16 protein-coding genes and 1 other annotated feature are annotated in these 19538 nt (G+C 28.5%); all 16 genes read left to right on the top strand.

The genetic code is table 11. The annotated features are described in order from the left end of the window. Positions 1–232: 232 nt before the first annotated feature. Positions 233–3631 carry a bifunctional germination protease/germinant receptor pseudoprotease CspBA gene (gene cspBA / locus KGF42_RS16595; protein ID WP_227826716.1) on the top strand — a complete coding sequence of 1133 codons (3399 nt, stop codon included), beginning with the start codon at positions 233–235 and terminating at the stop codon, positions 3629–3631. Between the two features lie 9 nt (positions 3632–3640). Continuing rightward, entirely contained in the window at positions 3641–5314 is a 1674-nt protein-coding gene (gene cspC / locus KGF42_RS16590; RefSeq protein ID WP_227826715.1) for a bile acid germinant receptor pseudoprotease CspC, read from the top strand. Between the two features lie 272 nt (positions 5315–5586). Next, positions 5587–5781: a CDIF630_02480 family spore surface protein gene (locus KGF42_RS16585; RefSeq protein WP_054274197.1), complete on the top strand. Its 195-nt coding sequence runs from the start codon at positions 5587–5589 to the stop codon at positions 5779–5781. 169 nt (positions 5782–5950) lie between these two features. Then, positions 5951–6184 (top strand) — a binding site (T-box leader). A gap of 76 nt (positions 6185–6260) precedes the next feature. Continuing rightward, on the top strand, positions 6261–7658 hold the full coding sequence (asnS, locus tag KGF42_RS16580) for an asparagine--tRNA ligase (protein WP_107594657.1): 1398 nt from the start codon (positions 6261–6263) through the stop codon (positions 7656–7658). A gap of 270 nt (positions 7659–7928) precedes the next feature. Continuing rightward, a complete protein-coding gene (locus KGF42_RS16575) occupies positions 7929–9293 on the top strand; it encodes a hypothetical protein (protein WP_227826714.1) in 1365 nt (454 codons plus the stop codon). Between the two features lie 21 nt (positions 9294–9314). Continuing rightward, complete coding sequence (locus KGF42_RS16570; protein ID WP_227826713.1) at positions 9315–9806, top strand: zinc ribbon domain-containing protein; 492 nt, start codon at positions 9315–9317, stop codon at positions 9804–9806. A gap of 275 nt (positions 9807–10081) precedes the next feature. Further along, positions 10082–10753, top strand: a complete 672-nt coding sequence (locus KGF42_RS16565; RefSeq protein ID WP_227826712.1) for an N-acetylmannosamine-6-phosphate 2-epimerase — start codon at positions 10082–10084, stop codon at positions 10751–10753. Positions 10754–10822: 69 nt separating this feature from the next. Then, positions 10823–11704, top strand: a complete 882-nt coding sequence (locus tag KGF42_RS16560) for an N-acetylneuraminate lyase (protein WP_413927034.1) — start codon at positions 10823–10825, stop codon at positions 11702–11704. A 32-nt stretch (positions 11705–11736) separates the two neighbouring features. Further along, entirely contained in the window at positions 11737–13239 is a 1503-nt protein-coding gene (locus tag KGF42_RS16555; protein ID WP_227826711.1) for a sodium:solute symporter, read from the top strand. Positions 13240–13367: 128 nt separating this feature from the next. Further along, positions 13368–13820 (top strand): YhcH/YjgK/YiaL family protein, encoded by a 453-nt coding sequence (locus KGF42_RS16550; protein WP_227822119.1) that lies wholly within the window; start codon positions 13368–13370, stop codon positions 13818–13820. 160 nt (positions 13821–13980) lie between these two features. Beyond that, positions 13981–14784, top strand: a complete 804-nt coding sequence (locus tag KGF42_RS16545; protein ID WP_227826710.1) for a sialate O-acetylesterase — start codon at positions 13981–13983, stop codon at positions 14782–14784. A gap of 57 nt (positions 14785–14841) precedes the next feature. Then, a complete protein-coding gene (locus KGF42_RS16540) occupies positions 14842–15729 on the top strand; it encodes an ROK family protein (RefSeq protein ID WP_227822121.1) in 888 nt (295 codons plus the stop codon). A gap of 18 nt (positions 15730–15747) precedes the next feature. Further along, entirely contained in the window at positions 15748–16596 is an 849-nt protein-coding gene (locus KGF42_RS16535) for a MurR/RpiR family transcriptional regulator (protein WP_054274188.1), read from the top strand. Between the two features lie 63 nt (positions 16597–16659). Further along, complete coding sequence (locus KGF42_RS16530; RefSeq protein WP_107594665.1) at positions 16660–17349, top strand: Crp/Fnr family transcriptional regulator; 690 nt, start codon at positions 16660–16662, stop codon at positions 17347–17349. Positions 17350–17620: 271 nt separating this feature from the next. Then, positions 17621–18628 (top strand): anaerobic sulfite reductase subunit AsrA, encoded by a 1008-nt coding sequence (asrA, locus tag KGF42_RS16525; RefSeq protein ID WP_227826709.1) that lies wholly within the window; start codon positions 17621–17623, stop codon positions 18626–18628. Further along, on the top strand, positions 18629–19420 hold the full coding sequence (gene asrB / locus KGF42_RS16520) for an anaerobic sulfite reductase subunit AsrB (RefSeq protein ID WP_054274185.1): 792 nt from the start codon (positions 18629–18631) through the stop codon (positions 19418–19420). Positions 19421–19538: the final 118 nt, after the last annotated feature.

The raw sequence follows: 19538 nt of genomic DNA, 5'->3' as shown, positions 1-19538 counted from the left end.
ATTTTATTTACAACATAAACTTTATATAAAATAATTAAAAATATACCTATTAAGGTAAGTAAAAAAGAGCTCTCACAGAACAAATTTAATTTGCTCCTGCGACAGCCCCTTATTTTTTGTTTTTTAAATATATTTATTATAAATTGTATGATTGAAATTCAAAAATTATATACTCTGATACATTTTAGACCTATAGAAAACATATACATTAATAATAATTTTAAAAATCGAGGTGATTATAATAAATTATGAATTAATTGTAAAATACAATGGAGATATATTAAGATTAGAACAAGAATTAGGGGTCTCAGTAGAGATACTCAATTCATCATATGCAATAATAACATCAAGTAATGAAGAAGATGTAAACACACTTTTGACTTATCCAGAAATTGAATTTATAGAGAAACCTTTCATATTACAGACTCAGGATGCACAAAGTTTCTCAAGTACAGGAATAACAGGATTTAAAAATAGAACTGGTTTAACTGGAAAAGGAACTATAATTGGTATAATCGATTCAGGAATAGATTATACTTTACCTGTATTTCGAGATAGTGATGGAAGGTCTAAAATATTATATTATTGGGACCAGTCTATTCAAGGAAATCCACCAGAAGGTTTTAGAGAAGGAACATTATATACTAATGAAGATATAAATAATGCAATAGCTGGAAATATGTATATACCTATTTCAACAACTAGTTTACACGGTACACATGTTGCAAGTATTTGTTCAACTATTGCAAGTGATGCCAGAATAATAGTGGTCAGGGTTGGAAATATACAGACAGATATTTTTTCAAGAAGTACAGAGTTTATGAGGGCAATTAAATTTATTTTAGATAGAGCATTAGAATTAAGAATGCCTGTTACATTAAATATAAGTTATGGAAGTAATGAAGGTTCACATAGAGGAACATCTTTATTTGAACAATATATAGATGATATGTGTTTGTTTTGGAAAAACAATATAGTTGTAGCGGCTGGAAATAATGCAGATAAAGGTGGTCATAAAAGGATTAGGCTTCAAAATAATACTACAGAAGAAGTTGAGTTTATAGTTGGGGAAGGAGAGCGTATATTAAATATAAATATATGGCCAGATTTTGTTGATGATTTTAGTGTACATTTAGTAAACCCATCAAATAATCAAACACAAGCAATTTCTCTAACTTCAGGTGAAATAAGGAATACTTTGGGCGAAACTAGAATAACTGGTTATTTTTATCCTATAGCACCATATTCTCTTACAAGAAGAGTTACTCTACAATTAAGTTCAAATACACAGATAACTCCTGGGCTATGGAGAATTGTATTTGAACCAATAGATATAGTAACTGGTAATGTAAATATATATTTACCAACTTCTGAAGGATTAAATAGAAATACTAGATTTCTAATTCCTACTCAAGAGCTTACTGTAACAGTTCCTGGAACAGCAAGTAGAGTTATAACAGTAGGTAGTTTCAATTCAAGAACAGACATAGTATCTATATTTTCTGGTGAAGGAGATACACAATTAGGTGTCTTTAAACCAGACTTATTAGCTCCAGGTGAAGATATAGTATCTTTTTTACCAGGAGGTACAAGTGGAGCATTAACTGGAACCAGTATGGCTACTCCTCATGTTACAGGGATTTGCTCATTGTTTATGGAATGGGGAATTGTAAATGGAAATGATTTGTTTTTGTATTCACAGAAATTAAGGGCATTGCTTCTAAAAGGGGCAAGGAGGTTAAGTAATCAATCTTACCCAAATAATTCATCAGGATTTGGTTTTTTAAATTTATCAGATATAGATTTGTATACTCTATCTAGTATAAATCAAGACTTAGAAACAGAGGATATTGGATATAGAAGTATTAATAAGTCATTTAAAGATAGGGAAAATAATTATGAGCTTATAGATGGTTATAATGTACAAATACATAATGACTTAGAGACGGAGAATTATATAAGTAGAAGCATAAGTAGACAATCAGGAACACTATCAGGAATAGATATAGTTCACACCCCTGAATTTGAAGAAGAATTAGCTGGATTAGGCATGAGTCAAAGATTTTTTAAGATAAGTGATTCATTAGGTGTACTATCTATAGATAATACAGATTATAATAGCATAGAGAGAGTTTTACAACTTACTTCAATTATAAGAACGGTATCAACTACAAAGATGACACTACTTGGAGAAATTAATCGAGGTACTTTTGGAGGTGTAGTTGCAACAGAAGAAATGGGCGTAAATTTCTTTAAAAATAATCCTAATATTAACATAACAGGAAGAGGTACTCTAATAGCAATTGCAGATACAGGAATAGACTATCTACACCAAGATTTTATTTATCCAGATGGTACTTCAAAAATAGTATATTTATGGGATCAAACAAAAGAAGGAAATCCACCAGATGGTTTTTATATTGGTACAGAATATACACGAGAAGATATAAATCGGGCTATTGCAGACAATGACCCTAGTCTATCTCAGGATGAAGTTGGTCAAGGAACTATGTTAAGTGGTATATGTGCAGGGCTTGGAAATGTGAATAATGAATATGCAGGGATAGCAGAAGATGCTGAACTAATAATAATAAAGCTTGGTAAAATAGAGGGGTTTTATAATAGTGCAATGTTATTTGCTGCATCTCAGTATGCATATAAAAAAGCTTTTGAACTTGAAAGACCATTAGTTATAAATATATCTTTAGGTACTAGTAGTTTGGCAGGCTTAACTAGTAGGAGTAATAGTGAAAAAGCATTCTTTACTAGAGGTCTATGTATAACAGCAGGAGCAGGAAATGAGGGCAATACACAAACACATACATCTGGGATAATACCATATGTGGGAGGCTCTGTTGAAGTTGAGCTAGAATTAAATGAAGATGAAGAAGAATTATCATTAGAACTTTGGTTAAATAGACCAGATAAAGCTGATGTAATAATAGTATCTCCTACTGGAGAAGAAAGTAAAAGTATTGGAATTTCAAATTATAATAAAGTAACAGGTTTATTTGATTTAGAAGGGACTGAATATTCTATAACGTATATATATCCAACCACTTTTTCTGGACAGCAATTTACTAATATTACTTTAAAAAATGCAAAAAGAGGTGTGTGGAAGATTCGATTAGTAGGAGTTTATATTATAACAGGAAGATACAACTTATACCTTCCAAATAGAGCACTTTTAAAAAGTGGAACTAGATTTAGAGAGGTAGACCCTTTTTATACTATAAATTATCCTGCTATTCAAGATGATTTAATAACTATAGGAGCCTACAATACTATTAATAGTAGTTTATGGCAAAGTTCATCAAGAGGACCAACTATTGAAAACAGACTAAAACCAGATATAGTAGCTCCAGGTGTTAATATAATAGCTGCTTATCCTGGGAACACATATGCAACTATAACTGGTACAGCAGCAGCTGCTGCACATGCAGCTGGAGCTGCTTCAATGTATTTTCAGTATACTTTTGTTGATCGTAGATATCCAAACCAAGCATACGTTCAAAAAATAAAAACGTTTATGCAAGCTGGAGCTAGAAAAGATTCAAACACAGAATATCCAAATACAAATGCTGGATATGGGCTTTTGGATGTTAGAGGAATGTTTGATGTTTTAAGATAGGAGGGATTTATGGAAAAATCTTATTGTATAATTTATCAAGGTGATATAGAATCTGCACTCCAAGAAAATGGAATAAATAGGTATATGGTTTTAAATAGTCAGCTTGTAGTAATATATGTACCTATAGATTTTGATGAAACTATTTTAAATAATATAATACAAGTTGCTTGGTGGGAAGAATCTGAACCAATGAGCAGTCTAATTGAAATAACTAATAATGTAGCTAGTGGAGAAACCATTACAACAGCAGCTGAAACTGAGTATATCTATGAAAATCCATATAATGATATAACAGGAAGAGGAATTTTATTAGCAGTTATAGATTCTGGCATAGATTATTTGCATCCTGACTTTATAAATGATGATGGAACTAGTAAAGTTTTATATTTATGGGACCAAGAAGCAAATACAAATCCACCTCCAGAAGGTTTTATTTTTGGAAGTGAGTTTACAAGAAGTGAGTTAAATATAGCCATAAGTAGAAATGATGGAAGTTTGAGTCAAGATAATATAGGTACTGGAACTTTAGTTTCTGGTATATTGGTTGGAAATGGAAGAGTAAATTCGCAGTATAGAGGTATTACTACAGAATCGGACTTAATAGTAGTTAAATTAAAATCATATACAGATACTTATTATGCTGGAAGGATAAATTACAGTGTTTCAGATTTTTTAGCAGCTATAACATATGTTACCAATATAGCAAGAACAGAAAATAAACCAATGATAATAAATTTGACTATTGGAGTTAAGTCAGGTGCTGTAGCAACTACTTCAATATTAGACACTTTTAATATATTGAGTAGTGCTGGTGTGGTAGTAGTGAGTGGTGCAGGAAATCAAGGGAATACAGATATTCATTATTCTGGAAGATTTAGCAGTGTAGGCGAAGTTCAAGATGTAATAATACAGGATGGGGATGACTATGCACTTGATATAACACTAAATACGAATGGTCCAGATAAAATAGGAGCACAGATAATATCTCCTTCAGGTGAAGTTAGTCATGATATAAGGTATTCTCCAGACTTTTATATATATAGAGGAAAATTTAACTTAGAAAATACTACTTATGCAATGCGATTTATTTATCCATATATTACTTCTGGAAAAGAAAATCTGGAGATAAGATTAAGAGATATAAAGCCCGGGGTATGGATTTTAAGATTGACTTCAGAGCTTATAATAGGGGGCGAATATGACATATACTTGCCAAATAAAAACTTGATAGCCCCAGATACGAGGTTTTTAGACCCTGATTCAGTAGCTACAATAACTATGTATGCTGCTAGTGATGATGTAATTACAGTTGGTACATTCAACAATAAGACTGATAGCATGTGGATTGGTTCTTCAAAAGGGCCGATTAGAGGAAGAGGAATTAAGCCAGATATAGTGGCTTCAGGTGTAGATATAATATCTACATATAAAAATGGAACATATAATACAGGAACAGGAACAGGAGTGAGTAGTTCTATTGTCACAGGTGTTTTAGCTTTATTAATGGAATACTTAGAAAAACAGAACAATATACCAAGATTATCATTGTTTACACAAGTTTTAAAAACGTATTTGATACTGGGGGCTACAAAACTAGACATATATACATATCCAAATGTATCACAGGGATATGGGATTTTAAATTTAAAAAACACAATTCAACAGATAGCAAATACTCTATAAATAAGAACTTATGTAAAATTATACTTCCATAAATAGTTTAATTTTATTATATAAATTAGACATCAAAAAAATGGCATCGGAAATCTATATGAAAATTTAAAAAAATAGTTCTGTATTTTGTGTATATGAAATAAATATTTTGTATATAAATATGTATAAATTAAGTATTAAAAAGATATGCTATTGATTTAAAATCATTATAATTTTAACTTATGAATTTTATTTGAAAAATTGCTAAAACTATTACAAAATAAATAATAGAGGTGATAGTTTTGGAAAATAAAAAAGCAAGAGCATTAAAAGGTAAAGACAATAAAAGACTTAGAAGTCCACTTTTAGTTGGAAATGAGTCAACAGCAGCATGGGCTGATGTTGAAAAATTAAAACCTCATAGTAAAGTTTCAGTACCTTCAATTAAGGGTGTCGAAGAAGCAAAAGACTGGGTTGACAATGGAAGTAAATTATAAAATTTTGGAAATTGAATTAATAAAGTAGTAATAAAAATGAGTATTTATTGTAGTTATGTAGAGTAGAGCTATTCATATTATAAATAGCAATCAGTATCAATTATATAAATTTATTGACTAAAAATTTATAAATTGGTATAATTTTGTTAATTAGCAGAAATAATAAAAGATAAATACTGTGAAGAGAAGAGTAGGTATAAAATGTAGTTTTAGCGAGTTGAGGATGGTGAAAGCTCAATACGAGGTTTATATTGAAGAACATCTTGGAGTTTCTAATCGAAAGCTTATTTAGTAAGTAGACTTAGACGGAAGGCACCGTTATAGGCTTTAAGCATTGCTTAACTAAGAGGTCATTATGACAACTAGGGTGGTACCGCGAGAGTAATAGTCTTTCGTCCCTTTATATAGGGATGAAGGGCTTTTTTTATTGAAATTATATTTAAAAGAAATTAATAACAATTATACTAGGAGGATTTAAAATGCAAAAGGAATTTATAACAGTAAAAGAATTGTACAGAGATAAAGAACAGTACATAGGGAAAACTGTAAAAGTAGCTGGATGGATAAGAACATCTAGAGTATCTAAAAACTTTGGATTTATAGAGTTAAATGATGGGAGCTTCTTTAAAAATATGCAAATAGTATTTGATGAGAAAGTAGAAAATTTTAAAGAAGTAGGTAAGTTACCAATAAGTTCATCTATACTTGTAGAGGGAGAATTAGTATCTACAGAAGGAGCTAAACAACCAGTAGAAATACATGCAAAAAGTATAGTTGTAGAAGGTGAATCAGATAGCACATATCCATTACAAAAAAAGAGACATACACTTGAATATTTGAGAACAATAGCACATTTAAGACCAAGAAGTAATACTTTTTCAGCTGTATTTAGAGTAAGATCAATAGCTGCATATGCAATACACAAGTTTTTCCAAGAAAGAAACTTTGTATATGCACATTCTCCAATCATAACAGGTAGTGACTGTGAAGGTGCAGGAGAAATGTTTAGAATAACAACTATGGATTTAAATGATATTCCAAAAACAGAAGATGGGAAAATAGATTATACTCAAGATTTCTTTGGAAAAGAAGCTAATTTAACAGTTAGTGGTCAATTAAATGCTGAGATAATGGCACTTTCTTTTAGAAATGTTTATACTTTTGGACCTACATTTAGAGCAGAAAATTCTTATACAGGGAGACATGCTTCAGAATTCTGGATGATAGAACCAGAAATAGTCTTTGCAGACCTTGAAGATAACATGGAACTAGCAGAAGATATGATAAAATATGTTATAAGCTATGTTTTAGAAAATGCTCCTGAAGAGATGGAATTCTTTAATAGCTTTATAGACAAAGGTTTATTAGAAAGATTAAATAAGATAGTAAACTCTGAATTTGTTAGAATAACATATACTAAAGCAGTAGAGTTATTGATTGAGTCAGGTCATGAATTTGAGTATCCAGTTGAATGGGGATGTGACCTTCAAACTGAACATGAAAGATATATAACAGAACAAATATACAATTGTCCAGTGTTTGTTACAGATTATCCAAAAGATATAAAAGCTTTCTATATGAGAATGAATGAAGATGGTAAAACTGTTAGAGCAATGGATTTATTAGTTCCTGGTGTTGGAGAAATCGTAGGAGGTTCTCAAAGGGAAGAAAGAGAAGATGTTTTACTAGATAGAATTCATGAAATGGGATTAAGAGAAGAAGATTACTGGTGGTATTTAGAACTTAGAAAATTTGGTACTGCTACTCACTCTGGATTTGGTCTTGGATTTGAAAGAATAATTATGTATATGACAGGTATGTCTAATATAAGAGACGTTATACCTTTCCCAAGAACTCCTAAAAATGCTGAATTTTAATAATTATATATAATACAACTATAAATAACTTGTATATTATCTAGTTTAGATATATGCAAGTTATTTTTATTGTGTCTATAAATATATAATTTTAAATTAAGCATAATAAAACATAAACAACAAAACTTAATAAATTATTAAAGTACTAGTGCTTGTTAAAAAATAACAACAATAAATAAATTAGATAAATATATCCAATTAAGGTATAATTAAGATTTATATGATATAGTTATATTTGATAATTTACAATAGTAAAACTTGGAGGGAAAAATGAGTGAAAAAAAAGTAAATAATATGGATTATTCAAATGATAATTATTCCAAAATGACAGGTGAAGCAATTAGAAAAATAAAAAATATCAATATTACACTTAAGAATAAAGAAGAAAAAACTTGTTCTAGTTGCAATAAAGAAAATAGTACTAAAGATAATTACTGCAAATTTTGTGGAAATGAACTTTATGAAATAGCACCATTAAGACCACTTGAAACAAAACTAGACTTGAAATCTAAAATAAAAGAGCTTTCATACTACGCAAATACAAGAGGCGTATTTTTAACAACCTTTACAACTGTATTTATATTATTTATCATTGCACTGATATTTAAAGCTATTATAACTATTCAATTTAATGATATTAGTTATTTGGTAAATCCAGCACATATAATCCTAGCTCTTAACTTAGGTCAAATTAGTGTATCTATGTCTACTATGATGGGCTCTGGATTTATAAATGCTAATATAGGTTTATTAATATTACTTATAATTCCTATTCTAGGATTAATAATATCAAACTTAATTTTTATGAGAAAAAGATGTATAGATTCAAAAACTGTATTAGCAAATTCTCTTGGAGTTGGAATTATTTATGGATTAGTTTTAGCTATTTTATCTATTTTTACTAATGTAAAAACTAGTTCACATAGTATGTTAGAATATGGATATGCATTAGAATATAGTTATGAGTTTTTTAGTGTTCTTTTAAATGGATTTGTATTAGGATTTATATGTACATACATAACTACTTATAAAAAAAGTTATGAAAAGGAAAATATGTATATGTCTCTTTTTTCAAATTCTATAAAAATATTTATATTAGGTTATGTTTTAGTATTAGTCATACTATTTGTATTAACTATATCTGATAGTAGTTACTTAAATGAATTAGATATGAGTAGCTATTTAAATGGATTAAATTTATTTTCTATATTGCCGCAAATAGCCAGTTATATGTGGGCTTTTGCAAATGGAATTTCAGTAACTATAATAAATTCAACAGTATCAATATTTACTTTAAGCTCATCATCTTTATTTGGAGATACTAAATTAATGTTTTATGCGATGGGAGCTTTGTCTATATTAATACTATTATTAAATGGATATAAACTAAGATTTAAGTATAGTACAGATAGTGTCAAGCCTGTAATAGTATTTAGTGTGTACTATGCATTTTTAATGGGAATGTTGGCTTTATTTAGCACATTTATACTCGATAGTAATATTAATTTCTTTAATACAACTAATTATGGAGCAACTTTAATAATGCAATTTAAAGTATTCCAAACTATTATAATTTCATTTATATATAGTTTTGTGATATCTTTAATAGGATATAAGCTAAACTCAGCGGATTAAATATGATTGGAGGGAATTTTTATGGAAGAAAATACTAATAATAAAGTAGATGATAAATTTTCTAGAATTAAGAAAAAATTTGGTAGTGGAAGGTTTAAAGTTGAATTATATAAAGAGAAATCAAAACTAAATAGAGAGATTGATTATATTCAAGAGAAGAAAGCTAAGATATTCTTGGAAATGGGAATATTGACATATCAAAAAATTAGAGAAGATTATATTGATGATGAGAGTTTTGACAAATTCTGTGATGAGTTACTGGAACTTGATAAATTAATCTATGAAAAAAATATGGAAATTAATGAAATGGAAATGGCAGAAAGTAATGTAACTTGTGAATGTGGTTATGTTGGAAATGTAAATGATAAATATTGTGCTGAATGTGGTAAAAAGTTTGAGTTGGAAAATGAATGTGATGATTTTATAGTTTGTGGATATTGTGAAAGTGAAATAGATTCAGAGGCTGAATTTTGTCCATGTTGTGGAAGAAAAATTATAATGGATTTAGAATAATATTGGGAAACCTATGTATAGTGTACATGGGTTTTTTTATTGAAACTATTTAAAGATAGTGTCTGTAAAAGTATTCAAAGAAAATGAAAATAAACACCAAAAAAATGAAATAAAATTTCTTTTATATATAAAAAATGAGCTTATATATGGAAAAAACTAGTATAAACCCAGAATTAAGAAAAAAATATGAAAAAATATTGCAAAGAAAAAGTTTTCATGTTATTATTAATACATAAATCAAGAAAATAAATTTCAGAAATGAGGTAATTGAAAAAATGCTAGATAAGGTAAAGGGAAGATTAATAGTATCATGCCAGGCTTTAGAAAATGAACCTCTTCACAGCCCTTTTATAATGGGTAGAATGGCTAAGGCTGCTATGGAAGGTGGAGCTGTTGGAATCAGAGCTCAAGGAGTTGAAGATATTATTGAGATAAAAAAAGTTACTGGACTTCCTGTTATAGGTATTATAAAGAGAAATTATGAAGATTCAGATATATATATAACACCAACTAAAAAAGAAGTTGATGAACTTTTGACAACAGGGTGTGAAATGATAGCTTTAGATGCTACTAATAGAGTTAGACCAAATAATGAAGATTTAAAAGAAATTATAAAGTATATAAAAGAAAATGGTGTTCTAGTAATGGCGGATATTTCAAATTATGATGAAGCTGTCAAAGCACAAGAATACGGTGTAGATTGCGTTTCAACTACACTATCTGGGTATACTCCATATACAGAAACTTTAGAAGGTCCAGACTTTGTATTAATGGAAAGATTAGTTAAAGATTTAGAAATACCTGTAATAGCAGAAGGAAAGGTAAATACTCCTCAAGATTTAAAAAAGGTTTTCGAACTAGGAGTTCATTCATCAGTTGTAGGTTCAGCAATAACAAGACCACAATTAATAACAGAAAAATTTGTTAAAGTAATTGAAATTAATTAAAAATTAATTTATAAATTAAAAATTTATTATATTTAACTATATTTGAAAATTAAAATTGGAGGTAAAGGTATGAGAACAACAGATATGAAGGGAATTTATTCAGCATTATTAGTTTCATTTGATAAGGAAGGAAATATAAATGAAAAAGGGTTAAGACAAATAATTAGACATAATATAGATATTTGTAAAGTAGATGGGCTTTATGTAGGAGGTAGTACAGGAGAAAACTTTATGCTTTCAACTGATGAGAAGAAAAGAATATTTGAAATAGCTAAAGATGAAGTGAAAGAAGAAATAAAATTAATAGCTCAAGTTGGTTCAGTTAATTTAAAAGAAGCTGTAGAACTTGCTAAATTTACAACTGATTTAGGATATGATGCTATAAGTGCTGTTACACCTTTTTACTATAAATTTGATTTTGAAGAAATAAAATACTATTATAATACAATAATAAATTCTGTAGATAATAGATTAATAATATACTCTATACCATTTTTAACTGGGGTTGATATGAGTTTAGACCAGTTTGGAGAATTATTTGAAAATGAAAAGATAATAGGTGTTAAGTTTACAGCAGCAGATTTCTATTTATTAGAAAGAATGAGAAAAACATTCCCAAATAAATTAATATTTGCAGGATTCGATGAAATGATGCTACCAGCTACAGTTCTAGGTGTAGATGGAGCAATTGGTTCTACATTTAATGTAAACGGTATCAGAGCTAGACAAATATTTGAATTAACTAAAAATGAAAAAATATCAGAAGCACTTGAAGTACAACATGTGACTAATGACTTAATAACAGATATATTAGGAAATGGTTTATATCAAACAATTAAATTACTACTTGAAGAACAAGGTGTCGAAGCTGGATACTGTAGACAACCTATGAAAGAAGCAACGGATGAAATGAAATCAAGAGCAAAAGAAATATACAGAAAGTATTTTTAATAAAATGCTTTTAGTATGGGAGGAGTAGTCAAATGGTAGGATTTACTTGGATAGATTTTGCAATACTGGTAGTTTACTTATTGGCAGTTTTATTTGCAGGATTGTTATTTTCAAAAAAAGAAATGAAGGGAAAAGAGTTCTTCAAAGGTGATGGAACTATTCCATGGTGGGTTACATCAGTATCAATATTTGCCACATTATTAAGTCCAATATCATTTTTATCATTAGCAGGTAATTCTTATGGTGGGACTTGGATTTTATGGTTTGCACAGTTAGGTATGTTTATAGCTATACCTTTAACAATAAAATTTTTCTTACCTCTGTACAGTAGGTTAGAAATAGATACAGCATACCAGTACTTAGAAATGAGATATGAAAGCAAAGGTCTTAGAGTACTTGGAGCTTTAATGTTTATAGTATATCAAATAGGACGTATGTCTATTATAATGTATCTTCCATCAGTAGTGCTTGCTGGTCTTACAGGAATACCTGTAAATGTACTGATAATAGTTATGGGTGTAATAGCAATAATTTATTCATATACAGGTGGATTAAAAGCTGTTTTATGGACCGACTTTATACAAGGGATGGTGCTAATAGTAGGTGTTACAGGGACATTATTCTATTTAATAGCAAGTATAAATGGTGGTTTTGGAACAGTAATGGATACTCTTACAACTGGACACAAGTTCTTAGCAACCAATGAAGTTATGTTTGATAAAAATATACTATCTACAAGTGCATTTATAATATTTGTTGGAGCTGGTCTTAATACTTTTTCATCATATGTATCAAGTCAAGATATAGTCCAAAGATTTACTACAACAACTGACATAAAGCAACTTAACAAAATGACATATGGAAATGGTGTTTTATCAATGGGACTTGCAACAGTATTTTACCTAATTGGAACTTGTTTATTTATATACTATACTCAAAATCCAGATTTAGCTCAAACAGTTCAACAAGACCAAGTTTTTGCATCATATATAGCTTATGAATTACCAGTAGGTATAACAGGAATACTACTTGCAGCGATATATGCAGCTTCTCAATCAACTTTATCAACAGGGCTTAACTCAGTTGCTACAAGTTGGACTCTAGATATACAAACTATCATAACAAAAGATATAAGTATGGAAAAACAAACTAAGATAGCACAATATATATCATTAGGTGTAGGTATACTTTCTATAGCTGTTGCAATAGTTTTAGCAAATGGAGAAATAAAGTCAGCATATGAATGGTTCAATAGTTTTATGGGGCTAGTACTAGGTGTTTTAGCAGGAATATTTGTACTTGGTGCATTTTGTAAAAAAGCAACTAAGATGGGAGCATATGTTGGATTCATAGTATCAGCAATTTTAGTTGTTTATTTAAAATACCGTATGCCAGAAGTAACTTCTTGGGCATATTCTTTAATAACAATCACGATTTCTGTAGTGGTAGGTACAATAGTTAGTGCAATAGAAGCTAAAGTTAAAGCAAAAGTATCTTTACCAAAAGCTGAGACTACTGTTTATTATGAAAAATAATATTTAAATGATAAATTGTCTTATAGAGTGATTAGATAAATAATTTAGTTACTCTATAAGATTGTATAATACTTTATATATAAAAGTCTAAAAAATAGCGTATATAATTATATAGGGAGATAGTGCTTATGATATTTGGAAATATAAATCATAGTAAGACATATTCAACATTACATGAAGATTTACTTAGATGTTTTGAATATGCTAAAGATAATTCATTAATAGATTATGAAAAAGGTACTTATACAATAGATGGTGATGATATTTTTGTGAATATTGTAGAGTATAAAACTTGTGAAAAAGAAGAAAGATTCTGGGAAGCCCACAAGAAGTATATAGATGTCCATTTGATGCTTGATGGGAGTGAACGAATAGACTTAAATTTTATAGAAAATTTAGAACAAAAATCATATGAAGAAGAGGGCGATTTTTTACCTCTTGATGGAAAAAATAATGGATATGTTGAACTTAGAAAAGGTGATTTCTTAGTGTGTTATCCAGAAGATGCTCATATGACAGCAATAAAAGTTTTAGAAAAAGAAAATATCAAAAAAGCTATTTTTAAGGTTTTGGTTAGATAATGAGAATTTATATAATCACTAAGGCTGAAAATAGTGATTTAACTTTCAGCGATTAGTGAGATTTCGTAAATTTTAGTTAGATTACTATTTTCAGCCTTAGTTTTTTACAAGATAAATTGAAAACAATTAAAAGCTTAAAGATTTGTAAAGGAGTTAACTTATGGAAAATATAGATGTATTCTTATTAATAGGACAAAGTAATGCTAGAGGATTGGGAAATCCAAAAGAGAGTGTCATTCCAAATGAAAATTGTTTTGAATATTTGAGTACTGATGAAATTATAAATATGAGATGTGAACTAGAGACTTCAGAGGGAGATGGTACTATAGCACCTGCGTTTTCAAATGAATGGAATAAACTTACTGGTAATAAAGTTTGTTTTATTCACAATGCAAAAGATGGCTCAAGAATAAAAAACTGGAATCATGATAATAACTGGTTTCTAAATGATACTATAGAAAAATTCAATGCAGGATGTAGTACCTTAAGTAAGCATTATAATATAAAAAATAAATATATTATTTGGATTCAAGGTGAAAGTGATGCAAAATACGGTACTGATGCCTTATACTATAAAGAAAGTCTAAAAAAAATTGCATATAGACTTAAAGAAGAATGTACAATTGATAAAATGTTTGTAAGTTTAACTGGTTATTGGCTTGGAGAAGATGAATATTTTATTAGAACAAGACGAATTGCAGCAGCACAGGAGTCTGCTTGTAAAGAATGTGATATATTATGTGTAGGAAGTAAAATTGCCATGCAATTTCATGATAAAGGGCTAACTATTGATGATGTTCACTATACTCAAGAAGGTCTTAATATGTTAGGAGAAGATTTATGTAAAAATATTTATAAATATCATATAACTAAGGAAAAAATTATATTAAATGATACAATAGATTTATCAGAAGCAAGGAAATATATATGTGAATTGGAAAAGATAAATAAAAAATTCGTATAATATAAGATTTTAAATAATGATGTTAATTTATAAAAATAATTTATATGGAGATATGTTATGAAAAATTACGTTTGTATAGATGTTGGAGGTACTTCAATAAAATATGGATTTATTAGAGAAGATGGATTAATAATTGATAAATCAAGTTTAGATACTGAAGCAAAAGAAAAAGGTGGAGAAGGAATATTATCTAAAATAAAACAGATAGTAAAAAAATATATAAAAGAAAATGAAATAAGTGGTATATGTATATCAACAGCAGGTATGGTTGATCCAATTGAAGGTAAGATATTATTTGCATTAGAAGAATTAATTCCAAATTATAATGGTATGGAATTAAAAAAAGAAGTAGAAAAAGAGTTTAATATAAAATGTGAAGTTGAAAATGATGTCAATTGTGCTGGGCTTGGTGAGATGTGGCTTGGAGCAGGCAAAGGAGCAACATCCTCTATATGCTTGACAATAGGTACTGGAATTGGTGGTTGTGTTATAATGAACAATAAACTAATAAATGGATTTAGTAATAGTGCTGGTGAAGTAGGATATATGAATATAAATGGAAGTTCTTTTCAAGAATTAGCATCTACCAGCAGTCTAATTAAAAAAGTAGCAAAAATAAAGAATTTGAATGAAAATGACTTAAATGGAAAAATAATTTTTGATTTAGCAAAGAATAATGACGAAGATTGTTTAAAAGAACTCAATAATATGATAAAATCATTAGCAGTTGGAATCGCAAATATATGTTATGTAATAAATCCAGAAGTAGTAATTTTAGGTGGTGGAATTATGGCACAAGAAAAATTTCTAAAACCAAAAATAGACGAAGCATTAAAGGAGGTTCTTATAGAGAGAGTTTACAAAAACACTAATGTAGAATTTGCAAAGAGACAAAATGATGCAGGAATGCTTGGGGCATTATATAATTTTTTAAACAAAATATAAAGAATAGAAGGGTTTTTAATGAGTATTTTAGAACAATTGGAATCACCAACTTTTAAAGTCACAAAGTCAGATAAATTATTGATAGCTTATATAAAAGAGAATATAGAGGATGTATTTTATAAGCCAATATCACAAATAGCTAAAGAGAGTAATATTGGAGAAGCAACTATAACTAGATTTGTAAAAAAAATGAATTTTAGTGGATTGCAGGATTTTAAAGTTACTTTAGCACAAGAGATATCAACCATCAATAAAAAGAATATTATAAATAAAAATATACAAAATGATGAGCCAGCTTTGGATACAGCAAAGAAGCTTTTAAGTTCGAATATAACAACTTTAGAGAATACAGTAGAGATAATCAACAGTACAGATGTACATGATTGTGCAAGGCTTATAATAGATGCAAAGAAAGTTTACTTTATAGGTATTGGATATTCTGGTATAATAGCACAGGATTCAAACTATAAATTTATGAGAATAGGACTTAATTGTGTGAGCTTTGATAGTAGCCATACAATGATAATGATGTCTTCCATAATGAAAGAGGGAGATTTAATAGTAGCAATTTCACATTCTGGTGAGACTGAGGAAATTATAAAAACTGTAAAGCTTGCAAGAGCTAATAATGCTAAAATTATATCAATTACTGAAAATAAAAACTCTGAATTAAAAGATATTTCAGATGTGCACTTATCTTATGTATCAGGAGAAACGGTATTGGAAACTGGTTCAATATCTTCTAAATTAGCACAATTTTTCATTATTGATTTAGTATATACACAGGTAGTAAAAGAACTTTCTAGTGAAGCTATTGAAAGAAAGATTAAAACTACAAATGCTATAAAATTGTTTAAAAATGAATAAAATAAAAAAATTTGTAATGTTTTATAGAGCTTTCTTAAAAATTTAGGAATGGAGAGATATTACATGTCTAAATTAAAAGATTATAATATTGATAAAGTAATGATTTTTAACAATTTATGTACTGAGACGAAGAATCAACTTAAGGAAAAAGCTAAACTAAAAAGATTACAAAAAAAAGAAATTTTATTTTATGAAAAAGATAGCTTGGACAGTGTTTATGTACTCTTAGATGGAAAGGTGTCTATTTTTAAGATAAGTGAAAATGGTGAGAGAAAGGTAATTTTTATTTTGAATACTGGTGAAATTATAAACGATATTACCTTTGACTCTTCTAAAAATTCTACTGTTGGATGTGAGGCATTTGAAAACTCAATTGTAGCTTATTACAGTATTGAAGACTTTTTAGAAATTATGCAAAATGATTTTCAACTTACAAAAGATATTATTTCTTATATGGAAAGAAGAATAAGACGTTTATATAGACAGTTAAAAAATTCTATATCCATAAAAGTAGATAAAAAACTTGCAGCAAAGTTATATAGATTAAGTAAAGAATTTGGAATTTGCTGTGGAGAATGGACTCTACTAAATGTAAATATTACAGTTACATATTTAGCTGATATGCTTGGCTGTAAAAGGGAGACTGTTTCTAGAATGATAAAAGTATTGCAAAAAGAAGAACTTGTAAAGATTGATAATAAAGGTTTTTATGTTAAAGAAATTGAGTTATCAAAATACTTTAAAAATAATTAATTATTATTAAGTAAAAGTATTATTAAAAATTTAATTAAATGAAGATATTATCAAGAGAATCTATTTATAGATTCTTTTTCATTTTATAGATTTTTTTATTATCTAATTCACTAATATTTATCTTAACTTTATTGAATTTTATAAAAAGCAGATAAGGTTTTTTATTATTTTTGAAACTGTGATAATTATCACAGAAGTATAGAAAATAAAGTGTTAAGATTTAAACAAGATAACAAGTAAGCAAAACTAAAATATAAGAAAGGTGATAAAAATGAAATTAAAATTAGATTCATCTAAATTCAATGAAGGTCTGAATTATCTAAAAAAAGACTACAAGATATTTGCACCAGTTCTAATACCATTTAAAGGTACTTTTTCAGATACTGACATGATAAGGTACAAAGAGGTAAACGCTTTTGAAGAAATGGAGTTTGCTCAAAAATCAAATTTTTCACCAAAAGAAGTTGTACTCCCTATAAATCAAGTATTATTTTATTTTACTGAGAAAGAGTTTAAGGAAAGCGATTTAGACGACAAGAAAATTTTAATTTTCTTAAGAGCTTGTGATATAAATGGAATAAAAAGACTTGATGAAATATATCTAAATAATGGAGAAGAGAAAGATTATTTTTATAAAAACATTAGAGATAAAGTGAAATTCGTGCTTGTAGGATGTAAGGAAAGTTTTAGAAACTGTTTTTGTGTAAGCATGGATTCTAATAAAACTGATAATTATTCAATTGGATTAAATATAGAAGGAGATACACTGTATTTAGACATAAAGGATAGTGAATTTGAAGTATTTGATGGAGAAGCAACTGAGTTTAATGTTAATTATGTAACTGAGAATTTAATTTCTGTAGATGTACCAGAAAATATTGATTCAAATGAAATGATAGGAAATTCAATATGGGATGAATATGATACAAGATGTATTGGATGTGGGAGATGTAATTTTGTATGTCCAACATGTTCATGTTTTACAATGCAGGATATTTTCTATAAGGAAAATGAAAATGTAGGTGAGAGAAGAAGAGTTTGGGCTTCATGTCAAGTAGATGGATATACAGATATAGCAGGTGGAAATTCTTTTAGAAAAAAACAAGGGGAAAGAATGAGATTTAAAACTATGCATAAAATAAACGATTTCAAAAAAAGATTCGGATATCATATGTGTATTGGATGTGGAAGATGTGATGATGCCTGTCCACAATACATATCATTTTCAAAGTGTATAGAAAAAATAAATGATTTAGTAACTAGTAAGGAGGAAATATAAATGAACTCATATATACCAGTAAGTGCAAAAATACTAGATATAGTTAAACATACTGATAAAGAATGGACTTTTAGAGTAAACTGCAATACAAAAGGGGTATTGCCTGGAAAGTTCTATGAGATATCTATACCTAAATATGGTGAAAGTCCGATATCAGTATCAGGATATGGAGAAGATTATATTGACTTTACAATAAGAAATGTAGGAAAAGTAACTAGTGAGTTGTTTAATTATAAAGAAGGAGATTCTTTTTTTATAAGAGGTCCTTATGGAAATGGATTTGATGTGTCTCTTTATGAAGGAAGAGAAATTGTAGTAGTAGCAGGAGGAAGTGCATTAGCTCCTGTAAGAGGAATAGTTGAACATTTTTATAAAAATAAAGAAAAATGTGAAAAATTTAAGCTAATAGTAGGATTTAAATCGCCAAAAGATATTTTATTTGCAGATGATTTAAAGAGATGGAGTGAAAAACTTGATATTTTAGTTACTGTAGATGGAGCAGATGAAGGATATAGTGGAAACGTAGGATTAGTAACGAAATACATACCAGAATTGGATATAAAAGATATAAATAATACTTCTATAGTTGTAGTTGGACCTCCAATGATGATGAAATTTACAGTAGGAGAATTTTTAAAAAGAGATTTAGATGAAAAGAATATTTGGGTTTCTTATGAAAGAAAGATGTGTTGTGGAATAGGTAAATGTGGACACTGTAAGATGGATGATACTTATATATGTTTAGATGGACCAGTATTTGATTATTCATATGCTAAAAATCTTATTGATTAAAAAATAGCTACGCACACTCGTGACTTTAGTCATGAGTTAGTAGCTAAAATAGTCAGCATATAGGGAAACCTATATGTAGAGATAGGATAGAACCTATCCAATACTACTTGAATTGCTG

The sequence above is a fragment of the Clostridioides sp. ZZV15-6383 genome, from assembly GCF_020657735.1.
In the GTDB taxonomy this organism is placed as follows: Bacteria; Bacillota; Clostridia; order Peptostreptococcales; family Peptostreptococcaceae; genus Clostridioides; species Clostridioides difficile_D.
Note: the sequence above shows the minus strand (reverse complement) of the source record. Positions and strands in the feature narration are given on the sequence as shown.

Coding starts and splice junctions, on each gene's coding strand:
- KGF42_RS16570 (WP_227826713.1), top strand. CDS start 9,315: ATGGAAGAAAATACTAATAATAAAGTAGATGATAAATTTTCTAGAATT.
- asrA (WP_227826709.1), top strand. CDS start 17,621: ATGAAATTAAAATTAGATTCATCTAAATTCAATGAAGGTCTGAATTAT.
- asnS (WP_107594657.1), top strand. CDS start 6,261: ATGCAAAAGGAATTTATAACAGTAAAAGAATTGTACAGAGATAAAGAA.
- KGF42_RS16545 (WP_227826710.1), top strand. CDS start 13,981: ATGGAAAATATAGATGTATTCTTATTAATAGGACAAAGTAATGCTAGA.
- cspC (WP_227826715.1), top strand. CDS start 3,641: ATGGAAAAATCTTATTGTATAATTTATCAAGGTGATATAGAATCTGCA.
- asrB (WP_054274185.1), top strand. CDS start 18,629: ATGAACTCATATATACCAGTAAGTGCAAAAATACTAGATATAGTTAAA.
- KGF42_RS16535 (WP_054274188.1), top strand. CDS start 15,748: ATGAGTATTTTAGAACAATTGGAATCACCAACTTTTAAAGTCACAAAG.
- KGF42_RS16565 (WP_227826712.1), top strand. CDS start 10,082: ATGCTAGATAAGGTAAAGGGAAGATTAATAGTATCATGCCAGGCTTTA.
- KGF42_RS16555 (WP_227826711.1), top strand. CDS start 11,737: ATGGTAGGATTTACTTGGATAGATTTTGCAATACTGGTAGTTTACTTA.
- KGF42_RS16530 (WP_107594665.1), top strand. CDS start 16,660: ATGTCTAAATTAAAAGATTATAATATTGATAAAGTAATGATTTTTAAC.
- KGF42_RS16550 (WP_227822119.1), top strand. CDS start 13,368: ATGATATTTGGAAATATAAATCATAGTAAGACATATTCAACATTACAT.
- KGF42_RS16575 (WP_227826714.1), top strand. CDS start 7,929: ATGAGTGAAAAAAAAGTAAATAATATGGATTATTCAAATGATAATTAT.
- KGF42_RS16540 (WP_227822121.1), top strand. CDS start 14,842: ATGAAAAATTACGTTTGTATAGATGTTGGAGGTACTTCAATAAAATAT.
- KGF42_RS16560 (WP_413927034.1), top strand. CDS start 10,823: ATGAGAACAACAGATATGAAGGGAATTTATTCAGCATTATTAGTTTCA.